This is a genomic window from Teredinibacter sp. KSP-S5-2 (genome assembly GCF_032773895.1).
In the GTDB taxonomy this organism is placed as follows: domain Bacteria; phylum Pseudomonadota; class Gammaproteobacteria; order Pseudomonadales; family Cellvibrionaceae.
In genome coordinates this window covers 3,097,667-3,117,311 of record NZ_CP120416.1, presented here as the reverse complement: position 1 = coordinate 3,117,311, position 19,645 = coordinate 3,097,667, and the positions used below count along the sequence as shown (strand labels likewise).

Annotated in this window: 18 protein-coding genes; all 18 read left to right on the top strand. The window is 43.5% G+C overall.

Annotated features, from left to right (window positions below):
• Positions 1-156 precede the first annotated feature (156 nt).
• The 18 genes from P5V12_RS13415 (at position 157) to P5V12_RS13335 (ending at position 19,390) form a co-directional block, all read left to right on the top strand.
• Positions 157-477, top strand: coding sequence for a hypothetical protein (locus tag P5V12_RS13415; protein ID WP_316953594.1), 321 nt, complete (start codon positions 157-159; stop codon positions 475-477).
• Between the two features lie 773 nt (positions 478-1,250).
• Positions 1,251-1,445 carry an IS3 family transposase gene (locus tag P5V12_RS21790; RefSeq protein WP_410483295.1) on the top strand — a complete coding sequence of 65 codons (195 nt, stop codon included), beginning with the start codon at positions 1,251-1,253 and terminating at the stop codon, positions 1,443-1,445.
• Positions 1,446-1,538: 93 nt separating this feature from the next.
• Positions 1,539-1,961, top strand: a complete 423-nt coding sequence (locus P5V12_RS13410; RefSeq protein ID WP_316953593.1) for a DDE-type integrase/transposase/recombinase — start codon at positions 1,539-1,541, stop codon at positions 1,959-1,961.
• Positions 1,962-2,030: 69 nt separating this feature from the next.
• Entirely contained in the window at positions 2,031-2,687 is a 657-nt protein-coding gene (locus P5V12_RS13405; RefSeq protein WP_316953592.1) for a hypothetical protein, read from the top strand.
• Positions 2,688-2,846: 159 nt separating this feature from the next.
• Complete coding sequence (locus tag P5V12_RS13400) at positions 2,847-3,179, top strand: hypothetical protein (RefSeq protein WP_316953591.1); 333 nt, start codon at positions 2,847-2,849, stop codon at positions 3,177-3,179.
• A 99-nt stretch (positions 3,180-3,278) separates the two neighbouring features.
• A complete protein-coding gene (locus P5V12_RS13395) occupies positions 3,279-3,971 on the top strand; it encodes an alpha/beta fold hydrolase (RefSeq protein ID WP_316953590.1) in 693 nt (230 codons plus the stop codon).
• A gap of 201 nt (positions 3,972-4,172) precedes the next feature.
• Entirely contained in the window at positions 4,173-4,853 is a 681-nt protein-coding gene (locus P5V12_RS13390; protein ID WP_316953589.1) for an adenosylcobinamide amidohydrolase, read from the top strand.
• 32 nt (positions 4,854-4,885) lie between these two features.
• Positions 4,886-5,251: a hypothetical protein gene (locus P5V12_RS13385; protein WP_316953588.1), complete on the top strand. Its 366-nt coding sequence runs from the start codon at positions 4,886-4,888 to the stop codon at positions 5,249-5,251.
• Positions 5,252-5,276: 25 nt separating this feature from the next.
• Positions 5,277-5,531 (top strand): zinc ribbon domain-containing protein, encoded by a 255-nt coding sequence (locus P5V12_RS13380; protein ID WP_316953587.1) that lies wholly within the window; start codon positions 5,277-5,279, stop codon positions 5,529-5,531.
• A gap of 273 nt (positions 5,532-5,804) precedes the next feature.
• The gene (locus P5V12_RS13375; RefSeq protein ID WP_316953586.1) at positions 5,805-6,551 is read left to right on the top strand and encodes a flagellar basal body rod protein FlgF; all 747 of its coding nucleotides are present in this window, start codon (positions 5,805-5,807) and stop codon (positions 6,549-6,551) included.
• A gap of 26 nt (positions 6,552-6,577) precedes the next feature.
• Entirely contained in the window at positions 6,578-7,363 is a 786-nt protein-coding gene (gene flgG / locus P5V12_RS13370) for a flagellar basal-body rod protein FlgG (protein WP_316953585.1), read from the top strand.
• A gap of 23 nt (positions 7,364-7,386) precedes the next feature.
• On the top strand, positions 7,387-8,094 hold the full coding sequence (flgH, locus tag P5V12_RS13365) for a flagellar basal body L-ring protein FlgH (RefSeq protein ID WP_316953584.1): 708 nt from the start codon (positions 7,387-7,389) through the stop codon (positions 8,092-8,094).
• The gene (locus P5V12_RS13360; RefSeq protein WP_316953583.1) at positions 8,082-9,206 is read left to right on the top strand and encodes a flagellar basal body P-ring protein FlgI; all 1,125 of its coding nucleotides are present in this window, start codon (positions 8,082-8,084) and stop codon (positions 9,204-9,206) included. Before flgH ends, P5V12_RS13360 begins: the two co-directional genes overlap by 13 nt.
• On the top strand, positions 9,206-10,222 hold the full coding sequence (gene flgJ, locus P5V12_RS13355) for a flagellar assembly peptidoglycan hydrolase FlgJ (protein ID WP_316953582.1): 1,017 nt from the start codon (positions 9,206-9,208) through the stop codon (positions 10,220-10,222). The genes P5V12_RS13360 and flgJ overlap by 1 nt, the downstream gene beginning before the upstream one ends.
• 12 nt (positions 10,223-10,234) lie before the next feature.
• Positions 10,235-13,414, top strand: coding sequence for a flagellar hook-associated protein FlgK (flgK, locus tag P5V12_RS13350; protein WP_316953581.1), 3,180 nt, complete (start codon positions 10,235-10,237; stop codon positions 13,412-13,414).
• 71 nt (positions 13,415-13,485) lie between these two features.
• Positions 13,486-15,030 (top strand): flagellar hook-associated protein FlgL, encoded by a 1,545-nt coding sequence (gene flgL, locus P5V12_RS13345; RefSeq protein WP_316953580.1) that lies wholly within the window; start codon positions 13,486-13,488, stop codon positions 15,028-15,030.
• Positions 15,031-16,150: 1,120 nt separating this feature from the next.
• Positions 16,151-18,634 (top strand): flagellin, encoded by a 2,484-nt coding sequence (locus tag P5V12_RS13340; RefSeq protein ID WP_316953579.1) that lies wholly within the window; start codon positions 16,151-16,153, stop codon positions 18,632-18,634.
• Between the two features lie 423 nt (positions 18,635-19,057).
• The gene (locus tag P5V12_RS13335; protein ID WP_316953578.1) at positions 19,058-19,390 is read left to right on the top strand and encodes a hypothetical protein; all 333 of its coding nucleotides are present in this window, start codon (positions 19,058-19,060) and stop codon (positions 19,388-19,390) included.
• Positions 19,391-19,645 lie beyond the last annotated feature (255 nt).

Genomic DNA, 19,645 nt, shown 5'->3' with positions numbered 1-19,645 from the left:
GAGTTACAATAAAAAAATAGAAGGTTACTTTGTTGTAGGTGAGTGAGTTATAGCAAGCCGTTTAAGTATTATATAAAATTTTGGCATGTTTTGAACTTGCTGGTCGTTTGCTTTTTTAGTCAAATATTATGAATTATCCAGTAATTTGGAGAGGATATGCGCATATTAATTTTATTTTTTGTATTGATAGTTATTTCATTTTCATCGTCTGCATCGGTGCAGGAATCTGGGAAAGTTTCTAGGATTATTCTGGAAGGTAACGTAGTTTCGGTTTGGGTCGACGGAGTTGATAATACGTCAGAATGTTCTGGCGGAGATAGATGGGTTCTTTTGGAAAGTGATACCTTGTTTAAAGAAAAGTACTCGGCATTGCTAATGGCCTTTGCTTCAGGCAAAGATGTTGTGCTTCTTTCTACTGGCTCTTGTCCTGTAATGAATGCAAACGGAATTTATTATATATATCTTAAGGATATCTAGATAAAATATTTACAGCAAGACAGTTAATGGTGGTTGGGTTTCGGTGTAAACGCGTCTGGGCATGTCAACCTACCACAATAAGTCCGCTTCAGCAGGTTGGTGCTGAGCATCGACCCGATATTTCAAGGGAGAATTTAATGAGAAAGGTTCTAATTCTCTTATCATATATTCTGATTTTCTGCTTATCATTTCATACGTAGGCAGATATGAATGATCTTCGTAATGTCAAAATCACAGACGTTTATATTAGTAATGTTGGGGATAAAACCTAACTGTATTGGCTGCAAGACTTTCTCAGCAGCCAAATACTTGAATTCTACTGGAGGGGGATTTCCTCGGTGGATATTGTAAGTATTCGTAAATTAAGAATATGACAGACGTGGTCTTGCTACACTTATTCCTTTTTCTTTTCAGCTATATAATAAAAATATGAAAGTGGAAGTGGCACGAGAGCTGGGTATTTGCCCTGATTAGATCTGTAATTAGCGTCGTCAGTATAAAAGGCTCTCCGATAGACCATTTAATGGTGTTGATTACTCCAAAAAAAACGAAGAGGTAATAGAAGTCAAGCATCAACTGAGTGACCGAAAAGAAGAGAATGCATTCCTAAAAAAGCGACGGCATACTTCAGTAAACCAAATTGGTGAGGTATGCCTTTGTAGGGTCGTATCGAGAGAAGTTGCCCATAGCACAAAATGTGCAAATGGTTGAAAGTAAGTCGCTCTGGCTGTTAGGCTCGTTATCGAGAGATTGTGCGCTAAGCAACAAAGGAGATGTTTGAGAAACTAAAAAAACGTTATGGGGCGCAGAAGTTGGCTGCCGAGCTTCGTTCGGAAGGTCTTACGTGTTCGGTTAATGCTGTGACAAAACTGTTGTCAGAAGAGAGTTTAAGGGCACGTAACGGAAAGGGGGTTAAATACAGTTCGGCAGGCGTCACAAAAAAAATAATATTGCAAAGAATCTTTTAGGGCGTTGCTTTAAGGCGAATGAACTGAACAGGAAATGGGTGTCCGATATCACCTATATTCCTATTCGAGGTGGGGGGGTACCTTGCCGTAATTATGGATCTGTTCTCACGAAAAATTATTGGTTGGTCGCTTGATAAAACCGTGACGACAGATTTAATAAAAAGCGCGCTTGTTACGGCTGTAGCAAGCAGGAGGCGTGAGCCAGGATTGATACTTCATTCAGATCAAAGTGTTCAATACCGTGCTAAGGAGTATGTGTTGGCGCTATATGACGAACGTATAAAGCCGAGTATGAGTCGCAAAGGAAACTGTTGGGATAATGCAGCAATGGAATCATTTTTTGCTAGATTAAAAGTGGAAGAGATTTGCACCCAGACATATCAAAACCTGAGTGAAGCCTATGCGAGTGTATTCGAATACATCGAAATGTTTTACAATCGAATTAGAAGGCACTCAACCATCGGCAATATAAGCCTGGTTGAATATGAAAATCATTATTACAAAAGGAGCGGTTAATTGGTGTCTACTTTTTGTGGGTAAGACCACTCTTGGTGTTCTAGTTCGGTGGATAAAAAGGAATAAAAGATGTTTTTTCGATTATTTGTTTTGTTATTGGTGGCTATGCCGAACATGGCTTTTTCTTCAGTAACATGCGAAGGGCAGCATGGGGATTCGGGGTTTTGTAATGTTTCATATATAAAAAAAATGATTCGTAACGCGGAGTACATTAAAGAAGCTGTGAGTGGAAAAGATATTAAGTTGTTGAAAAACACTTACGCAATAGATTATGCGCACTTTAGCGTTATGATTAATGAATTTAATGTTAAAGCTAGAGAAATAATCCATTTTCATGGAGCGAGATCTGACTACGGCAATATCAAATATAAGGAACTGGAATCGGCAGTGTCAAAATACTCTTACCTATCCTTTGAGGTGATGAAGCTTCTTGCTGTGAATAACATTAATTTTATTAATTTTGGAGTTGCTTCTCTATCAGAGTGTGAGGAGTATGATAAAATTCGTTCCTATTGGATGTCTGTTGCAAAAAACTACAAAAATATTACTAGCGAATATGTAATGTCAGTAAAAGATAGCGGTGAGGTCATTAGTCAAGAAAAGTGGACCGATTATTTAAAAATAGATCCAGTTATCGTTACCGACGACAAAGAACGGTACTGTTTGGCAATGGTACTCTCGATAGGGCCAGTTGTTGAAACATTAGATTCTTTGACAAAACAATAATAGTGAGCTAACAAAGCTATCCTCCGGACGTTCGATAACGTACAAACTGGAATCTTATGCCCAACATTTTCCAGCTGGAAGTTGGCTTCGGTTAGCAGGGTTGGTTTAGGTGGCTAATATTACTGAATTTTGATAGCGATTAATGATGAGGTGGGATATATGAATTTTTATCTGTTTTTAGGTGTTTTTCTTCTATCATCTATTTCATTTTCGGCAACACCGCAATCTACTGTCGGGAATGTATCTGAGTTGAGAGTATATATGGAAGATCATGTTAATGTGAATGCCAGGGGGAATATTGGTTTTGCTATAGATAGTCCGTTGGTTGCTCCTTGTACGAGTTTTTATTATTCTGCAAATGAGAACGTTGCGACTTCTATTTTGCTTGCATCGAAAGCCAGCAAAAACCAAGTTAAGATATATTACTACAGCGATGTAGTTGCACCATGGAACAGTAAAACATGTAAAGTCTACACTGTTGAAGCCATCTAGTATTAACTGGAATATAGTTTTTTTTAGATCTAACTGTATGATCAGGCATGGAATGGCTTTTTTTTTAATAATAGTGTAAGTGTTCAAAGGGTATGACTTTTGAAGTTGGTCTTTTTGCCTGGAATGGATGGTACTGGTATATTGTTTGAAGCTCTTTTTAAAGAGCTTCAAGGCTTTGATGTTATAGCCTTACCCTTGCCTGGTGAAGGGTCGCAAGATTACATAACGCTTTCCTGTCGTATCAGAAGTTGTTTGCCGAATGAGGACTTTGTTTTAGTGGCGGAGTCTTTTTCCGGCGGGATTGCAGCTCAGTTGTCTCAGCAATCTATACCGTATATGAAAGGAGTGATATTTGTTGCTTCTTTTCTGTCTTCACCCAACAGTCTATTTGCTTACTTAGCATCGTTGTTGCCGTTAGGTTCATTATTGGACTTACCTTTGGGGGCTGCGATTGGTGGTTCTTTATTGTTCAACCGTACAGAAGAGAGTATGGATATTGTTCAGTTAAAGCGTGTACTCCATGGGGTGCCGGAATCCATTCTTAAATCAAGATTAAAAATGATTTCTCGGTTAGAGTATGATGGCTTCAAATCATCTATACCAACTGTTTATATCGGAGCGAAAAAAGATCGACTTGTCCCTAATAAAAAGACAGAAGACTTTAAAAAAGCGTACCGAAATAGTATGTTTGCACTGATCGATGGACCTCATTTTATTCTCCAAGCGAAGCCAAAGGAGTGTGCCTCGGCGATTGAGGCTGCTGTGGAGTTTTTGAAAGTAAATAAAAACTGATCGGTGATATTGATAAATATAGATGTTCGAGTTGCTTCAGTTCAGGTATCTCTTGCATGGTGATATATCCTACACGCCGTCGTAGATTGTAATGCGGTGCTTCTCATAGCTACCAGTCGATAGTATCTGTATACTTCGGACAAAACTTTTCCTGTTTGCACCTATCTGGAATAAACCGTCTCTTATTAAAACTCGTTGCTCATGCCAGTCGAACTGACCCAATACGCCTCTATAGAACACTGCAATACCCACATACATGTCGAATTTAACACACCGCACCAGGTGGTAAGTTCTGCGGTATGTCATGGTGGTTTGGTCTTGGCCGACCATATAGTGAATATGAAGGTGGCGAAAAATACATCTACGATAGAATCACCCGATTTAACCATTTTAAAATACGCCAAAGGTAATGGTTGGAACGGAACCGTTGTTGGTTTGATGACGGCAGCTTCAATGCGGTCTTTTCGGATGGTCAAGAAATCTGCACAAGGGGTTGATATTTTTGCTTTGGTCACTTCGGGGCTTTCTAATCCCAGGCGTGCGGGAGATTATGCTGAATATCGGTATATGAATACGGGTTTGGAGGAGGTGGGAACAATTAATATTATTGTTGTGACTTCAGCCAAGCTTTCAGAAGCAGCAATGATTGAAGCGTTGTTGATCACAACCGAAGCCAAGGCAGCTGCTTTGCAGGATGCGGGTATTATCAGCCCGGTTTCGAATCAGGTTGCAACGGGTACAGGAACGGACTCGGTGGCGGTTGTCAGTGGTCAGGGGCCGGAACAGGTGCATTATTGTGGTAAGCATGTGTTATTTGGCGAGTTACTAGGTAAGGCAGTAATTGAAGCGGTGTCTTCATCAATACAATGGCGAAAACCATAAGATAATATTGTGAACACATTTGGGAGCTAATTATGAGTCGACATCAAGGAAGGCAAGAAGGGTTTGATTATGGTGCTGATGAGTTACCCTCTGAATATAAAATGTCCCGCTCAAGAATTATGTATATAGAAAATAAGTCGAGTGGGCTTGAAGGGAAAGCAAATATCGGACGGGTATACTTTTCTAAATCAGGCAAAACACTATACTATCGAAGCTTAACGTTTAAGAGCTTAAAAGGAAGTGGTTTTAAGGCTAACTACTTTGAAGTGGAGTCCGGCCACCACTATTGGATTTCTGGCCCGCATAAAGATCAGAATGATCGCCTTTACGGGGGAAGCCAAGGTGTTCAAATTGACCCCGACGTTTATGACGATTACCTGCACCATATTCAAAACTGATTGTTATCGTATTTAGGAGAACATTATGCCCACCTATGATTACCGTTGCGAGGCTGACCAGAAGGTGTATGAGGTGAAGCATTCTATATCGCAGCAGCTGCACACATGGGGTGAGCTTTGTGATTTGGCCGGGCTCGCGCTTGGGGATATTGGGCCGGAAACAAAAGTTACCCGCTTGATTCGTGGTGGTGGAGTGGTGAAGAGCAGTAGCCTTAAAAACCCGGATGTTCCTCCATGTATGTCTGGGGCTGGTTGCTCTGGCGGTCACTGCGGATTTTAGGTTCACCAACGCTATCGCTTATCCTCTCTCCATCCCGAGCCGTTTAACGGCGTGTTATTTACAAAGCCCTTTCTTATAGAAGTATCTCATCGGGGGTTCTGCTTTAGAGCCCCAAGAGTCCCTCCTGACTTTTTCCTGTATAGAACATTGGGGTAGTGTTCCACGCCATGTAGCCAAAAAGCTGTTTCGATTTTTTGGCACTTTAATTGCTGTAATCCATTGTGAAAGCAAAATTGACGGTTTTCTAACGCGAAAACCTATGAGAGTTTTTCGATGGATAAAGCACTATATATCGCCATGACAGGTGCGAAACACAACATGCGTTCGCAGACTGTCCACTCCAATAACCTGGCTAACGTGAATACCACAGGGTTTAAATCGGATTTTGCCCAGGCTCGCAGTATGCCCGTGTACTACGGAGAAGGGTTGCCTACACGCGCCTATGCCTTGTCGGAAAATCCCGCGACTAACTTTAATTCCGGTGCTTCGGTTGAGACTGGACGCGACTTAGACATCATGGTTGAGCGGGATGGTTTTATTGCTGTTCAAGCCCCCGATGGCCAGGAGGCCTTTACCCGTGCGGGCTCCTTGTATGTCGATAGTGTTGGAATGCTGCGCAACGGCAGTGGATTGCCGGTGATCGGCAATGGTGGACCAATCGCCATTCCTACTGCAGCCAAAATCGAAATTGGGTTAGACGGCACTATCTCAATTGTGCCCCTTGGGGAAGAAGACCAAGCGCTAGCACAGGTCGACAGAATCAAGTTGGTCAACCCTCCATTGGAAGATATGCGTAAAGGGGAGGATGGTTTATTTCGTCCTGCCAACGCAGGCGGCGAAGTGCCTGCCGATGCCAACGTTCGTATTGTGTCTGGTTTTTTAGAAGCCAGTAATGTCAACGCCGTCAATGAAATGACGAGTGTTATGAGTCTGGCAAGGCAATACGAAATGCAAGTCAAGATTATGAAAACCGCTGAGCAAAACTCTGAATCCTCGGCACGTCTGTTGCAGAGCAACTAAATAAGCGATTTATTTTGAGGTGAGATATGCACTCCGCATTATATGTAAGTAAAACCGGGCTGGCCGCTCAGGATACTCAGCTAACCACAATTTCTAATAACCTGGCCAACGCCTCAACGGTTGGTTTTAAACGGGATCGTGCGGTCTTCGAAGATTTACTCTATCAAATTCCACGACAACCTGGAGCGCAGAACACTGAGGAGACTCAGCTGCCCTCAGGCATGCAGCTCGGTACTGGTGTTCGTGTTGTTGGTACGCAAAAAGAATTTACTTCTGGTAGTTTGCAAATTACTGAGCAGTCGTTGGATGTGGCGATTGATGGCAGGGGCTTTTTCCAGATTCTTCAGCCTGACGGCACTATCGCTTACACACGTAATGGTCAATTTCATTTGAATGGCGATGGTGACATTGTTAATGCAAACGGTTTATTTCTTCAGCCCAATATTACGGTACCAAATAATGCGCTAAGTGTGTCTATCGGTACGGATGGTACTGTCAGTGCGTTAATTCCAGGCCAGACAGACCCTCAGGTTCTTGGAAATATTCAAACCGTGGATTTCGTAAACCCCGCTGGTTTAAAAGCGATTGGTGGAAATCTGTTTTATGAAACACCCGCCAGCGGTGACCCTGTTACCGGTGAACCGGGTATTGATGGTTTGGGTCAACTAAAACAAGGCATGTTGGAAAACTCCAATGTGGATATAGTGGAAGAAATGGTCAATATGATTACCACACAGCGTGCCTACGAAATGAATTCTAAAGTGGTTTCCACCGCAGACCAAATGTTGCAATACATTACGCAAAACTTATAACGGTTGATACGAGGCGGATGGTGATGAACAGTGTAATCAGGTTTTTTTCAATAATTATCGCAAGCTCTGCTGTATTGCTTATGCAGGGGTGCGTAATTAATCAACCCGCAATGCCTGATGACCCTTACTATGCACCAGTATTGTCTACCAGCCAATATGCAAACCAGCCGGTGAATGGCTCGCTATACAGTAACAACACATCCGTGGATTTATTTTCTGATGTAAAAGCCAAAAGAGTCGGCGACATTATCACCATTGTATTAAACGAACGAACCACTTCCAGTAAACAAAATAATATAGATTTGAAAAAAGAAAATACCATCGGTATTGAATCCAATGATAGTGGAGCCGGAACTGTATTTGGAATTCAGCCAACTATCGGTAACCTGGGCTTGGGAGCAAACCTGACTGGGAACAGAGAATTTAAAGGTGAAGCGGGTGCAGACCAAAGTAATAAACTACAGGGCAATATCAGTGTAACAGTAGTGGAAGTTTTTCCCAACGGAACCTTATCCGTTCGTGGGGAAAAATGGATTACCTTAAATCGTGGTGACGAGTTTATTCGTATCAGTGGTCTGGTAAGGCCAGAAGATGTATCTCCTAGCAATACCGTAAGTTCCATGAAAATAGCCAATGCACGAATTACCTATGCAGGGCGGGGTGAATTAGCTGAATCGCAGGAAATGGGGTGGCTGAGTCGATTTTTTAACAGTTCTCTATGGCCGTTTTAGTTATGAGAAGTTTTTATCCGAAACTATTTTTTACTGTCTGTTTACTCATTGCTTCTGTCACTTGTGCAGCTGAGCGAATTAAAGACATTACTTCTGTTGCCGGTGTACGCAGTAACCAACTTATTGGTTATGGTTTGGTGGTTGGCTTGGATGGCACGGGTGACCAAACCACTCAGGCTCCATTTACGGCACAATCTTTCCAATCGATGTTGCGTCAGTTTGGTATTACTATTCCTGAAGGCGCCAAGCTGCAATTAAAAAATGTGGCAGCAGTGGCCTTACATGCTGAGCTACCTCCCTTCGCCAAACCCGGTCAAACTATTGATGTTACCGTTTCTTCTATTGCGAACGCCAAAAGCTTGCGTGGTGGTGCCTTGTTAATGACACCGTTAAAAGGAATCGATGGTCAGGTTTATGCCATTGCTCAAGGTAATTTAATTGTCGGTGGTTTTGGTGCCGAAGGGAAAGACGGTTCCAAAGTGACCGTGAATATGATGAGTGTTGGTCGCATTCCAAATGGTGCGTATGTTGAGCGCGCTGTACCAACCAAATTTGGTGGTGATGACCGTATTGTTTTTAATTTACATACACCTGACTTTACTACAGCAAAGCGCGTTGCCGACAGCATTAACACTCTGCTTGGGCCAGACGTTGCCTTTCCTGTGGACTCTGCCTCCATTTCTGTTTTTGCGCCAAAAAATCCAGCCAACCGAGTCAATTATTTATCGCTCTTGGAAAACATTGAAATACGCCCCGCAGAAGCTGCGGCCAAAGTGGTCATTAATTCGCGAACTGGAACCATCGTAGTAGGTGAACATGTCAGAGTGTCACCTGTCGCGATCACTCATGGGTCGCTTACTGTGACTGTTCGGGAAGATGTCAGTGTCAGTCAGCCCGGTGCATTTGGTGATGGTGATACGGTTGTTGTCCCTGACAGTGAAGTCGAAGTGATCGAAGAAACCGGTCGCATGTTTAACTTTAACCCCGGCCCAACATTAAATGACATTGTGCGTGCAGTAAACGAAGTGGGTGCTGCGCCGGGTGATTTAATGGCCATATTGGAAGCCCTTAAACAAGCGGGTGCGCTGAAAGCGGAAATTATGGTGATCTAATGAGTATTCCTGTTTCCAACAATTTGGCGTCACCTGAAAATTATATGGATTTAACTGGGTTAAAATCCATTGGTAAAGGTGAAGACAGCGACGCTGCGATAAAAAAAATCGCTAAACAGTTTGAATCCATGTTTGTTCAAATGATGCTGAAAAATATGCGTTCAGCTAACGCGGTATTTGAAGAAGACAGTTTATTTAACAGCAATGAATCTGATTTTTATCGCGATATGCATGACAACCAATTAGCGTTGACCATGGCGCATGGGCGTGGTTTAGGTATTGCAGAAGCCTTGTATCGCCAAATGAGTCGTGTACACGGTGGAAAGTCCGTTCCTATTACAGAGGTACCTGCACAATCAATGCAGGCATCGTTTGTCGCAAAACCTGATGTATCAGAACTCCAGGCTCAAAAGCACATTCAGCCGCAAGTAAAAACAACAGAGCATGAAGCGGCGGCGGAACCAACCATTAAGGCAACAGAAGTAAACGCCAAAAATACTGCTGACCGAATTTCTATCGCGAATGATGAACGAGAGTTCATAGAAAAAACCTTTCCCTATGCGGTTGAAGCTGCAAGAAAAATTGGTGTGGACCCTAAAGTATTGGTTGCTCAGTCTGCCTTGGAAACCGGGTGGGGGCGTCAAGTTCTTGCCGGCGATAATGGTCAATCCAGCCATAACTTATTCAACATCAAAACCGGAAGTGGTTGGGATGGCGACAAGGTCCGTATTGAATCGCTGGAGTTTCGGGCAAACCGACCTATGTTGGAAGCCTCTGAATTTCGCAGCTATGCCGACATGGCAGAGAGTTTTTCTGATTATTCGGATTTTATTTTACGCAGCCAGCGTTACAGCAAAGCCGTGGAAAATGCAGCAGATCCTGAAGCCTTTATTCAGCAGTTACACGAAGCGGGTTATGCCACCGATCCTGAATACACCAATAAAGTGATTGCCGTTATGCAACGTGTGTCTAAAGTTGTTGACGACAGTGCAACTGTTTCACCCAGTCGGTCATAGAGGAGAAATCGCGTGGCCAGTGATTTATTAGGTATCAGTGTTAGCGGGTTGCGAGTTGCCCAGGCATCGCTGAGTACGACTGGGCATAATATTGCCAATGCCGGTGTGGATGGTTACAGCCGACAACGGGTTTTGGTCGAAACCAATCCTGCAAATTTTCAAGGTGGCGGTTATATCGGTAATGGCGCGAACGTCGCTTCCGTTGACCGTGTGGTAAATAACTTTGTTATCGAACAATTACGCACTGATACTACGTTATTTAATGACTTAAAAGTCTTTAATGAAAATATCTCACAGTTGGACACCTTGTTAGCCGATGAGTCATCGGGCTTGTCCAGCGGCTTGGAAAAGTTTTTTGCCGCGGTTCAAAATGCGGCAGACGATCCGACCTCTATCCCAGCACGACAATTAATTATCAGCGAATCTGAAAATCTGGCAGATCGTTTCAATACTATTTATGAACGCTTCAACACCATCAACGAAGGTGTGAGTGAAGCAATTGATACCGGTGTAGCCAAAATTAATGCCCTTACATCCAATATTGCCGAACTGAATCGAAAAATTACCGATGCCTATGGCCGGGGAGACGGCGCTTCTCCCAATGATCTACTGGATCAACGGGACGAAGCAATACGACAATTATCGGAACTGGTTTCCATTCAAACCTATGACCAAGGTTTCGGCCAGATAAATATCATTGTCGGTCAAGGTCAAAACCTGGTGGTGGGTACAAACGCGAGAGAGCTTGCCGTTATTGCGTCACCCGAAGATGCAAAAAAACAAGATATTGTATTTGTCAACGAGTCAGGTGGGCAGATTATTACCAATTTAATTTCTGGTGGTGAAATTGGTGGTCTGATTCGTTTTCGCGATACCGTGATGGACCAGGCGTACAACGAATTTGGTCGTATAGCTGTGGTCATGGCTGACACATTTAATGAGGTTCATAGTCAAGGGGTGAACCTGCAGAATGATTTTGGCGGGTTATTTTTCTACGATGTAAACGACCCCACTATTGCTGCTAACCGTATTATTGGGAACTCCAATAATACGGCAGATTCTGGTCGCTATATGCGGCTGAATATTGATGATCCCACCCAAATTACCGCCAGTGAATACGATATGGAAGTGGGCACTGGCGGTCGATTCGAAATAACACGTTTAAGTGATAACAAGGTGGTTAGCTCCGGCTTGCTTACCGGTGTGTATCCATTTTCAATTGAATTTGATGGTTTGGAACTGGTTATTGACGGTGGTGCATATCAAGCTGGAGATTCCTTCCGCTTGCAACCAACCAAATCCGGTGCACGGGATTTTTCTTCCGAATTACTCAATCCAGAATCTATCGCTTTTGGTAGTCCGGTATTAACAGACACATCTTTAGCAAATCTTGGAACCGGATCAATTACACCGGGCCAAGTGCTGTCCCTTGTGGATCAGAACGGTGACCCGCTACCATTATTTGCACAATCGGGGGAAATGAATCCACCGTTAATAATTCAGTTTACCTCGCCCACAACCTACGACATTTTGGATAACTCTGATCCGGGTAACCCTGTTCAGTTGGATCCTCCTATTCGAAATCAGCGTTACGTTCCTGGTATCGATAACCCATTATTTTCCACAGATCCAGGAGAAACTCGTATTTCGACTGGTGGCGGGTTAATTGGTTTAATTGAGGGGAATAGCGCCGTTACTCAGGCATCCATACAAATTGCCGCTGCGGTTCCACCATCCTTTGTCACCACAGATTTTAGTGCGAGTGGTAATCAGTTTTCTTTTGATGTGGTGGCAAGTAATACACCGAATGGGGCGAACGATGGCACTTTCACCGTGACCGTCGATGGTGGGGCCATCACCGATGAAACGGCCTTACTCGCTGAAATTAACAGTCAGTTAATCGGCAGTGATGTGGTGGCATATATCGCCGATAATGGAAGCCTTGCTTTCCGTTCAAATACACCAGGTTATGGTGACATAACCCTGAATAATTACAATGGTGACCCGGATGGTGGTTTGGATATTGCGCCTGCGGGGCAAGCCAATGCACTTTTGGGGTTTGATATTGAAGGCGCAACCTTTACTACCGTTGGTGATGTGAATGGCATCAGCGGCGACGGGGAAATGAATAATGGTTATCCCGCGGAAGTTATTCATATTACCTTGCCACCGGCTTCGCCTGGGGCCGACCCGATTACGCAAACCATTATTACTTCTGCCGATGCGTCTATGCGGGAAACCGCCAGTATATTGAGTAATATTCCTGGCGTAAGCGCCAATGCATACAACTATATCGAACTACAAAATTTTAATATTACTGACAGCACACCTTTACAATTTACGTTAAATGGCGAAGACCTTCTTGAATATACCGCCGACCCAATGGGAAATGGAGCAATTCTTTATGATGGCGTACCTAATCCGGTAACGGAACTGGAAGATTTTAATGATTACGTTGTCAGTCGAATTAATGAAAATGAAAACCTATCTGCTGCTGGTATTTATGCCGTAGCTGGGCGGGACGCAATAACCGGTGAATCGGAAATACGTATCTATTCGTCGGAAGGCGATGATTTTAATTTCTCCTTTTTTGGTGCCAGCGGTGAATCGGTGGATATCAGCGATGGAGAAAATGCGCATTTAAGTTTGTCCGGTGCCGGTAATGGTGTGGCTTCTTCCATTGTGGTGGGTGGACGTATGGACGTCACCATGGCTGATGGCATTAGTTTAGCCACCTTACCACCACAAAGTATGTTGTTCGGCGATACCACTGCTGCGGATTTTGCCCAATCCAGTTATTTGGGAATCCAGGCTTCCATTAGTGGAATTCCGCAAACAGGTGATACCTTCACCATAGACTTTAATGTGGATGCAGCTTCAGATAACCGTAACGCACTTAATCTTGCTGGTCTGGAAACTGCCCACACCATCGGCGGTGGTATTAGTAGTTATTCCGAAGGCTATGCGTCTTTGGTGGAACGAATCGGGATTAATACCGCGTCATCAAAAATTAACACCGATGCTGCCAAGCAGGTACTGGAACAATCAACGGAAATGCGTAATTCCATCTCCGCAGTGAATCTGGATGAGGAGGCGGCAGACCTGATTAAATTTGAACAATTATTCGCCGCCAACTCACAAGTGATCTCTGTGGCACGGGATTTGTTTGAAAGATTAATAGGTGCATTTTAGCGGAAACAACTTGCCGGTACAGAACAATGCGAATTTCATCGGTTCAAATATTTAACATCGCAAGCAATAGCATGGCTAATGCGAACGAAGCGATAATTAAAACCCAAGAACAGCTGTCGACAGGTAAGCGGGTATTGACGCCTGCGGACGATCCGGTTGCTGCGACCAAGATCATGCAGTTGAGTGATGAACTTGCAAGCATCAGTCAATACAGCGACAACATGGATATTGCTGAAAACAATTTGGTGTTAGAAGAATCTGCTTTGAAAGGGGTGAATAACCTGTTGCTGCGAATTAAAGAAATTGCAGTCAGCGCCGGTAACACCGCAACCTTATCGCAAAACGAATATAAAACATTAGCCGCGGAAGTGGATTCTCGTTTAGATGAGCTAAAAAACCTTCTCAATTCACAAAATGCCAATGGTGATTACATTTTTGGCGGCTACAAAAGCGGTAAAGAACCGTTTTCAGGGAATGCAGGGCAGGGCTTTACCTTCAAAGGCGATGAAGGTCAACAGTTTATTCAGATCGCCAATGGTACAACCATTGCCGCGAGTGATTCTGGCAAGGATTTATTCGTCGATATTGACAGTGCACGAAATACTATTACAACTTATGCCAGTCCGGCGAACACGTCGTTGCCGCCGGTCCAGATTTCTGTCGGTAATGTGGTTGATCGGACTACTTTTGATGAGTTTTACCCGGAAGATATGGTCATTACCTTTAATGCCGATACCAATATCTCGCCACCAGGGAAAAATTATACTGTGACAGAGCGTTCGACTGGTCGTGTGATTGCCGATCATCAAGCGTATTCATCCGGAAGCCCAATTGAAATTAATGGTGTGAGCTTCCGTATTGCCGGTAGCCCGACATCTGGTGTCGCGGCGATTCCAGCCTCTCAAACATTTAACACCACAGGGTATGATTTTGCGGCTAATGGCACAGAAACATTTAACATTACGGTCGCGGGAAGAACTGAGACGTTTGTGTTAGCCAGTAATATCACAACACAAAATGATTTGGCGGCCGAGTTAAATAATGTTGGTAACGGAAATGCGGCAAAGCTGGCCCGATTAGGGCTTACGGTTGATGCGAATGGTATTCACATGCCTGAAGGGATTAATTTTACGATAAATAGCGAGAGTGATCCGGCTGTTTCCACTGCATTGGGGATTGATGCATTATTTGGATCGACCTCAACGGATGGTGAGTTGGCGGAAGCTGGAGATCGTCTTTTTATAGATTCAACCAATAAGCAGGATGTATTAACCACGCTTGCACGTTTTAGTGATGCCATGAAATCCTTTGATGGTACGCAGGAAAGTCGCGATTCTTTGGAAGATATTGTTGGAGAGACACTGGATAACGTCGCTAATGCACAAACCAGCGTGTTGGATGTTACCTCAAAGCTGGGGGCACGTTTTAATACGATTGAGAGCACGCGATCTTTGCAGTTGGATGCGGAGTTGGTGACGAAAGAATTAATGGCACAACTGCGAGATGTGGATTACGCTGAAGCAGCGTCTCGTTTGTCTGCTCAGTCATTAATACTGCAAGCTGCGCAGTCATCGTTTATTCGGGTAAGTCAATTATCGTTATTTAATCAGTTATAAATGATTTTCAGATCCTTTGCTGATTTACTTCGCTGGGCTAAAGTGCTTGCTAATCCAGAAGGCCTTTTTGTTTTTACAGACCATAGGAGGCAGGAGGCCGACGATGAGCGTATAGGGATATATGTACAGCGTGTCTGAAAAAGCAAAAGGCTATCTGATAAAAATGTAGTCTGATAAATAAAGCACATCCCATTCGGTATGGGTTTCCAAGACACGCCGTAAATCCGTCCCTGGAGGCTCGATCGCCGCATCCCTGCGGCTCACGGTCTTTGAACCCATAACCGAATTACCTCATGAAATTGTGTCTTTATCTAAAGGCAGTACACGAAAGTCTCGAAAGAAAAAGGCTATCTGATAAAAACCTAGTTTGACAAGTTAAGCATGTTTTATTCAGTGGTGCCTATCTCATACACACGGTAAATCATTAACTCGGATGCACCCATTTAGCCGCCCGTTCGGACGTAGTCACAGTTAAAAACTCTCCCATCATTTTGTCTGCGGAGGCTTGACCCCCACATTTTAACGGTTCATGGTCTTAGAGCCCATAACTGAATTACCTCGTAGAAGCGTATCTTTATCTATATGGAAAGTACTCACTAATCTCGAAAGCCTTTTTTGCTTTTGCAGACCATAGGAGGCAGGAAGCCGACGATGAGCGTATAGGGATATATGTACAGCGTGTCTGAAAAAACAAAAAGGCTATCAAATAAAAATGTAGTCTGATAAATAAAGCACATCCCATTCGGTATGGGTTTCCAAGACACGCCGTGAATCCATCCCTGGAGGCTCGATCGCCGCATCCCTGCGGCTCACGGTCTTTAAACCCATTACCGAATTCTTTGCAAGTTAGTTCTCATTCAAAAACCGCAAGCAGGCAAATCGAGCATCTAGTTTTTTTGATTAATCCTCTTCAACAGGCAAAAGAAAGCGGCAATGGATCAGCAATTTATTGCCGCTTTAAATAAAAATAATAAAAAAAGTACTGAAAAATAAGCTTTTTTTGGTTTTGGCATAGGCGTTGCAATGATATCCGTAGCTATCACATTTGCCGCTTTTTTTGGGTTACTGGCGGTTTATATGCGAATCAATTTATAGACTGCTGGGTTACAGGAGAAATACTATGCCTTTAGTCATTAATACAAATGTTGCTTCGTTGAACGCACAGCGACAACTGGTGGCCTCTGGTAATGATATGTCAGAGGCAATGGAACGCTTGTCTTCTGGACGACGCATCAATACCGCTGCAGACGATGCTGCGGGTCTTGCCATTTCAAATCGTCAGACATCTCAAATACGCGGTTTAGGTCAGGCAATTCGTAATGCAAACGATGGTGTCTCTCTAATTCAAACTGCAGAGGGTGCACTAGACGAAACCACAAATATCTTGCAACGCATGCGTGAACTTGCTATCCAGGCTGCGAACGGAATTTATTCCGATGCAGACCGAGCAACACTCGATGCAGAATTTCAGCAGCTTCTGGATGAGTTGGATCGGATCGCAGAAACCACCAGCTTTAACGGCCAAAAATTACTTGATGGCAGTTTGGGTAATGTCGATTTACAAGTTGGTGCCGAAGCGTATCAAACTATCGATTTTAGTATTACTGCAATGAACACCAAAACCCTTGGCTTGGGTACAACCAGTTCAGATGTATCTGGTGCGCGAACTGCAGACTTATTAAATCTGGATGCGGCAGCAGGTACTCCGGTGGCAATTGGTGACAGCGATGTACTAATTAATGGCCAATCCATTGGTGCATTTGATGGTTCCACTGATACTTTCCAGGATTTAATCGACAATATTAATGAAAATGTCGATGGCGTGAGTGCTACCGGTTACAACATTGCTAACGCAGGCACAGTAGGTACAGGTGCAATTCAAGCGGGTGACACGCTCACCATTTCTATTTTTGATATCGATGGTGTTTCCACTGCGCGGACAGATTTTACCTTCACGCAAGCCAACAATCTAAATGAACTGGTCGCAGCAATTAATAACAAAACCGGAAGCTTGTTAACAGCATCATTAAGTGAAGCGGGTACCTTGGTATTAAGTAACGACACGGGTGCTGCATTTTCCTTAACTTATGATAATGCTGGTTCAACAACGGACACTCTAGCTGACGTGCTTGGTTTTACCGACGCCAGTGTGATCGATCAAGGTGGTATTAACTCCGCGGGCAACCAATTTATTGCCGCCGGTGATGATGCGGCACTCTTTACCGGGTCCATCGCACTCACTGCTGACGATGGTGGCGATATTGCCGTGACCGCAGGGCCAGAAGGTACCGCGACTGATCTTGCAAGCCTTGGTTTTCAGCAAACCAGTGGTGACGGTACTGTAAAAGGTGTCTCCAACGGTGCGACAGTGCCAGCGGGTACGGTAGATTTTTCTGAAGGTTTGGAAACTGGCGATTTAAAAATTAATGGTGTTGTAATTGAAGCGACACAAAATGACAGCTTACAAGGTGTAATCGATACCATTAATAATGCAACGTCGGATACCAATGTGGTGGCTACGTCGAATGCGACCGAAGCTTTTGATGAAAATTCTCAAGTATTTGCCACTGAATTTGTTTCGACCGGTGGTGCAGCCATTACCGCGGGTCAAAACTTAATTATTAACGGTATTACCACCTCTAACTTTGCCGGTACAACATTAGAAGATGTTGCGACTGCAATTAATGATGTCTCGGATAATACTGGCGTAACCGCGGCAGTGGATGACAACGGCGAGATTCATATTTTTGCCGCAGGGCCAATAGTGATTGCTGATGGCACCGCTACCGTGGCGAACTTGGGCGGTCTGCAAGATGCATTTACAGCGGCAACAGCGGTGGTAAGTGGAACCGCAGTTGCAGATGCTGACTTAAGTACCATAGCCGCCAACTCAGACTTGGTGATTAATGGCCAGGTGGTGGCACTTACAGACCTTGGTGATTTAACACAAGTTGTCGCAGATATTAATATTAGTGAGGCACAAACAGGGGTACACGCTGAAATTGATGATAATGGTGAGCTATCGCTCAGTTCGACTTCCAATATTTCAATTCAATTGGGAACATCCAGAACAGCGATGACAGCAGCACACTCTTTGGGAATAATGGATCTGATTTCCGATACGGATGCGGATGGTGCCCTGAATGCGACCTCCTATGTTATTGGTGCCGGTATTGAACTCACCTCTATTAATGAAACCACCATTTCCATTGAAGGTAATGCCTCCGCACAAACGGCAACAGGTTTATTAAACCAAAATACGGAGTTGTCTTCTGTGGTAACCGGTTCCGCCATTGCCAACTTGAGTGTGGCGACGTATACCTCGGCACAGGAAGCCATATCGCCGATTGATAATGCGCTGGAAACCATTAATGCCACACGGTCAGATTTAGGTGCAATTAACAATCGACTTGAATTTACCATGAGCAACCTGTCCAATATTTCAGAAAATACTGCGGCAGCGCGTTCACGAATTGTCGATGCGGACTTTGCTGCAGAATCGGCCAACCTTTCCCGAGCACAAGTACTGCAACAGGCTTCACAAGCCATGCTGGCTCAGGCAAATGCTCAACCGCAACAGGTGCTTCAGCTACTCCAAGGTTAATCACCTTAGCACCCCGAGAGAATATCGAATCCCGTACCGATATTCTCGAAGTACCTGGGAAAGCACAAGCAATCACAAGTTGCTTGTGCTTTTTTTATGCCGCTTTATTTGGAAATAGACATTTCTGTCTGAATGGAGTTTAATGACAAACAGAAATGAATTCTGTGTTTTTCCGAGAGAGAGCCGCTTCTTGCAGCTAAAGGGAAAAGTGTCTCATTATCAAATGCATGGATGTCTCAGATTGTTCAGCCGTGTATGTACATAGGCATATCTTTCCTATCAATAGCCGTTCTATACGAGCTTTCTTTTTGTTAATTTATTGATTTAAATAATAATTTAATATTTGAGAATGGTTGTTATTCTTTTGTTTTCGGAGTTCTGTAGTGTATCTTTTTTAATTGTCAGTCGAAAGTGGAGATGTATATGAAAAAAGTTCTTGTGGTATTGGTTTTAAGCTTGGTTTCTAGCTCAGTGTTTGCAGGAAGTGGTTCGGGAACTGTTGAGTGGGTAAGGGTTCGTGCCTCAGACAATTTACATTATTTTAAATTAACGGGAGCTCACAATAGTCGTCCAAATTGCGCAACTAATAGTGCTTGGACAATTAAAGATGAAAATAGCCCTGCGGGTAAAACTCAAATTTCAATTCTTATGGCTGCTTGGGTGTCTGGTAAAGAAGTAGAAGTTGTTGGCAACAATGATTGCACTCGCTGGGGTGATATTGAAGATGCCAATGAAGTTGTTATTAATCAAGGTTAACAAGGCAAACTATATGATAATTGCGTAGTTAAGATGCGGCTTACCCTATAAGAAGAAACATGTGTAGTATTTTTGTAATATTGGTTGAATAGTAGTGGGTAATAGAGCTCATCTAAAAGCAGGAGATATGATGTAATAGAGAAAGATGCAAATCATAAAAATCGGATCTTAATTAAAATTCTGCGTTATGAATATATGGCGTTTCTTGTTTTTTTAGAGGCGTCAAGGTGTTTTTGGTTGACATATTTTTCCTAA

What these genes read in the sequence shown, in the direction of transcription:
- P5V12_RS13415 (WP_316953594.1), top strand. Translation starts at nt 157, where the DNA reads ATGCGCATATTAATTTTATTTTTTGTATTGATAGTTATTTCATTTTCA.
- P5V12_RS21790 (WP_410483295.1), top strand. Translation starts at nt 1,251, where the DNA reads ATGTTTGAGAAACTAAAAAAACGTTATGGGGCGCAGAAGTTGGCTGCC.
- P5V12_RS13410 (WP_316953593.1), top strand. Translation starts at nt 1,539, where the DNA reads ATGGATCTGTTCTCACGAAAAATTATTGGTTGGTCGCTTGATAAAACC.
- P5V12_RS13405 (WP_316953592.1), top strand. Translation starts at nt 2,031, where the DNA reads ATGTTTTTTCGATTATTTGTTTTGTTATTGGTGGCTATGCCGAACATG.
- P5V12_RS13400 (WP_316953591.1), top strand. Translation starts at nt 2,847, where the DNA reads ATGAATTTTTATCTGTTTTTAGGTGTTTTTCTTCTATCATCTATTTCA.
- P5V12_RS13390 (WP_316953589.1), top strand. Translation starts at nt 4,173, where the DNA reads ATGCCAGTCGAACTGACCCAATACGCCTCTATAGAACACTGCAATACC.
- P5V12_RS13385 (WP_316953588.1), top strand. Translation starts at nt 4,886, where the DNA reads ATGAGTCGACATCAAGGAAGGCAAGAAGGGTTTGATTATGGTGCTGAT.
- P5V12_RS13380 (WP_316953587.1), top strand. Translation starts at nt 5,277, where the DNA reads ATGCCCACCTATGATTACCGTTGCGAGGCTGACCAGAAGGTGTATGAG.
- P5V12_RS13375 (WP_316953586.1), top strand. Translation starts at nt 5,805, where the DNA reads ATGGATAAAGCACTATATATCGCCATGACAGGTGCGAAACACAACATG.
- flgG (WP_316953585.1), top strand. Translation starts at nt 6,578, where the DNA reads ATGCACTCCGCATTATATGTAAGTAAAACCGGGCTGGCCGCTCAGGAT.
- flgH (WP_316953584.1), top strand. Translation starts at nt 7,387, where the DNA reads ATGAACAGTGTAATCAGGTTTTTTTCAATAATTATCGCAAGCTCTGCT.
- P5V12_RS13360 (WP_316953583.1), top strand. Translation starts at nt 8,082, where the DNA reads ATGGCCGTTTTAGTTATGAGAAGTTTTTATCCGAAACTATTTTTTACT.
- flgJ (WP_316953582.1), top strand. Translation starts at nt 9,206, where the DNA reads ATGAGTATTCCTGTTTCCAACAATTTGGCGTCACCTGAAAATTATATG.
- flgL (WP_316953580.1), top strand. Translation starts at nt 13,486, where the DNA reads ATGGCTAATGCGAACGAAGCGATAATTAAAACCCAAGAACAGCTGTCG.
- P5V12_RS13340 (WP_316953579.1), top strand. Translation starts at nt 16,151, where the DNA reads ATGCCTTTAGTCATTAATACAAATGTTGCTTCGTTGAACGCACAGCGA.
- P5V12_RS13335 (WP_316953578.1), top strand. Translation starts at nt 19,058, where the DNA reads ATGAAAAAAGTTCTTGTGGTATTGGTTTTAAGCTTGGTTTCTAGCTCA.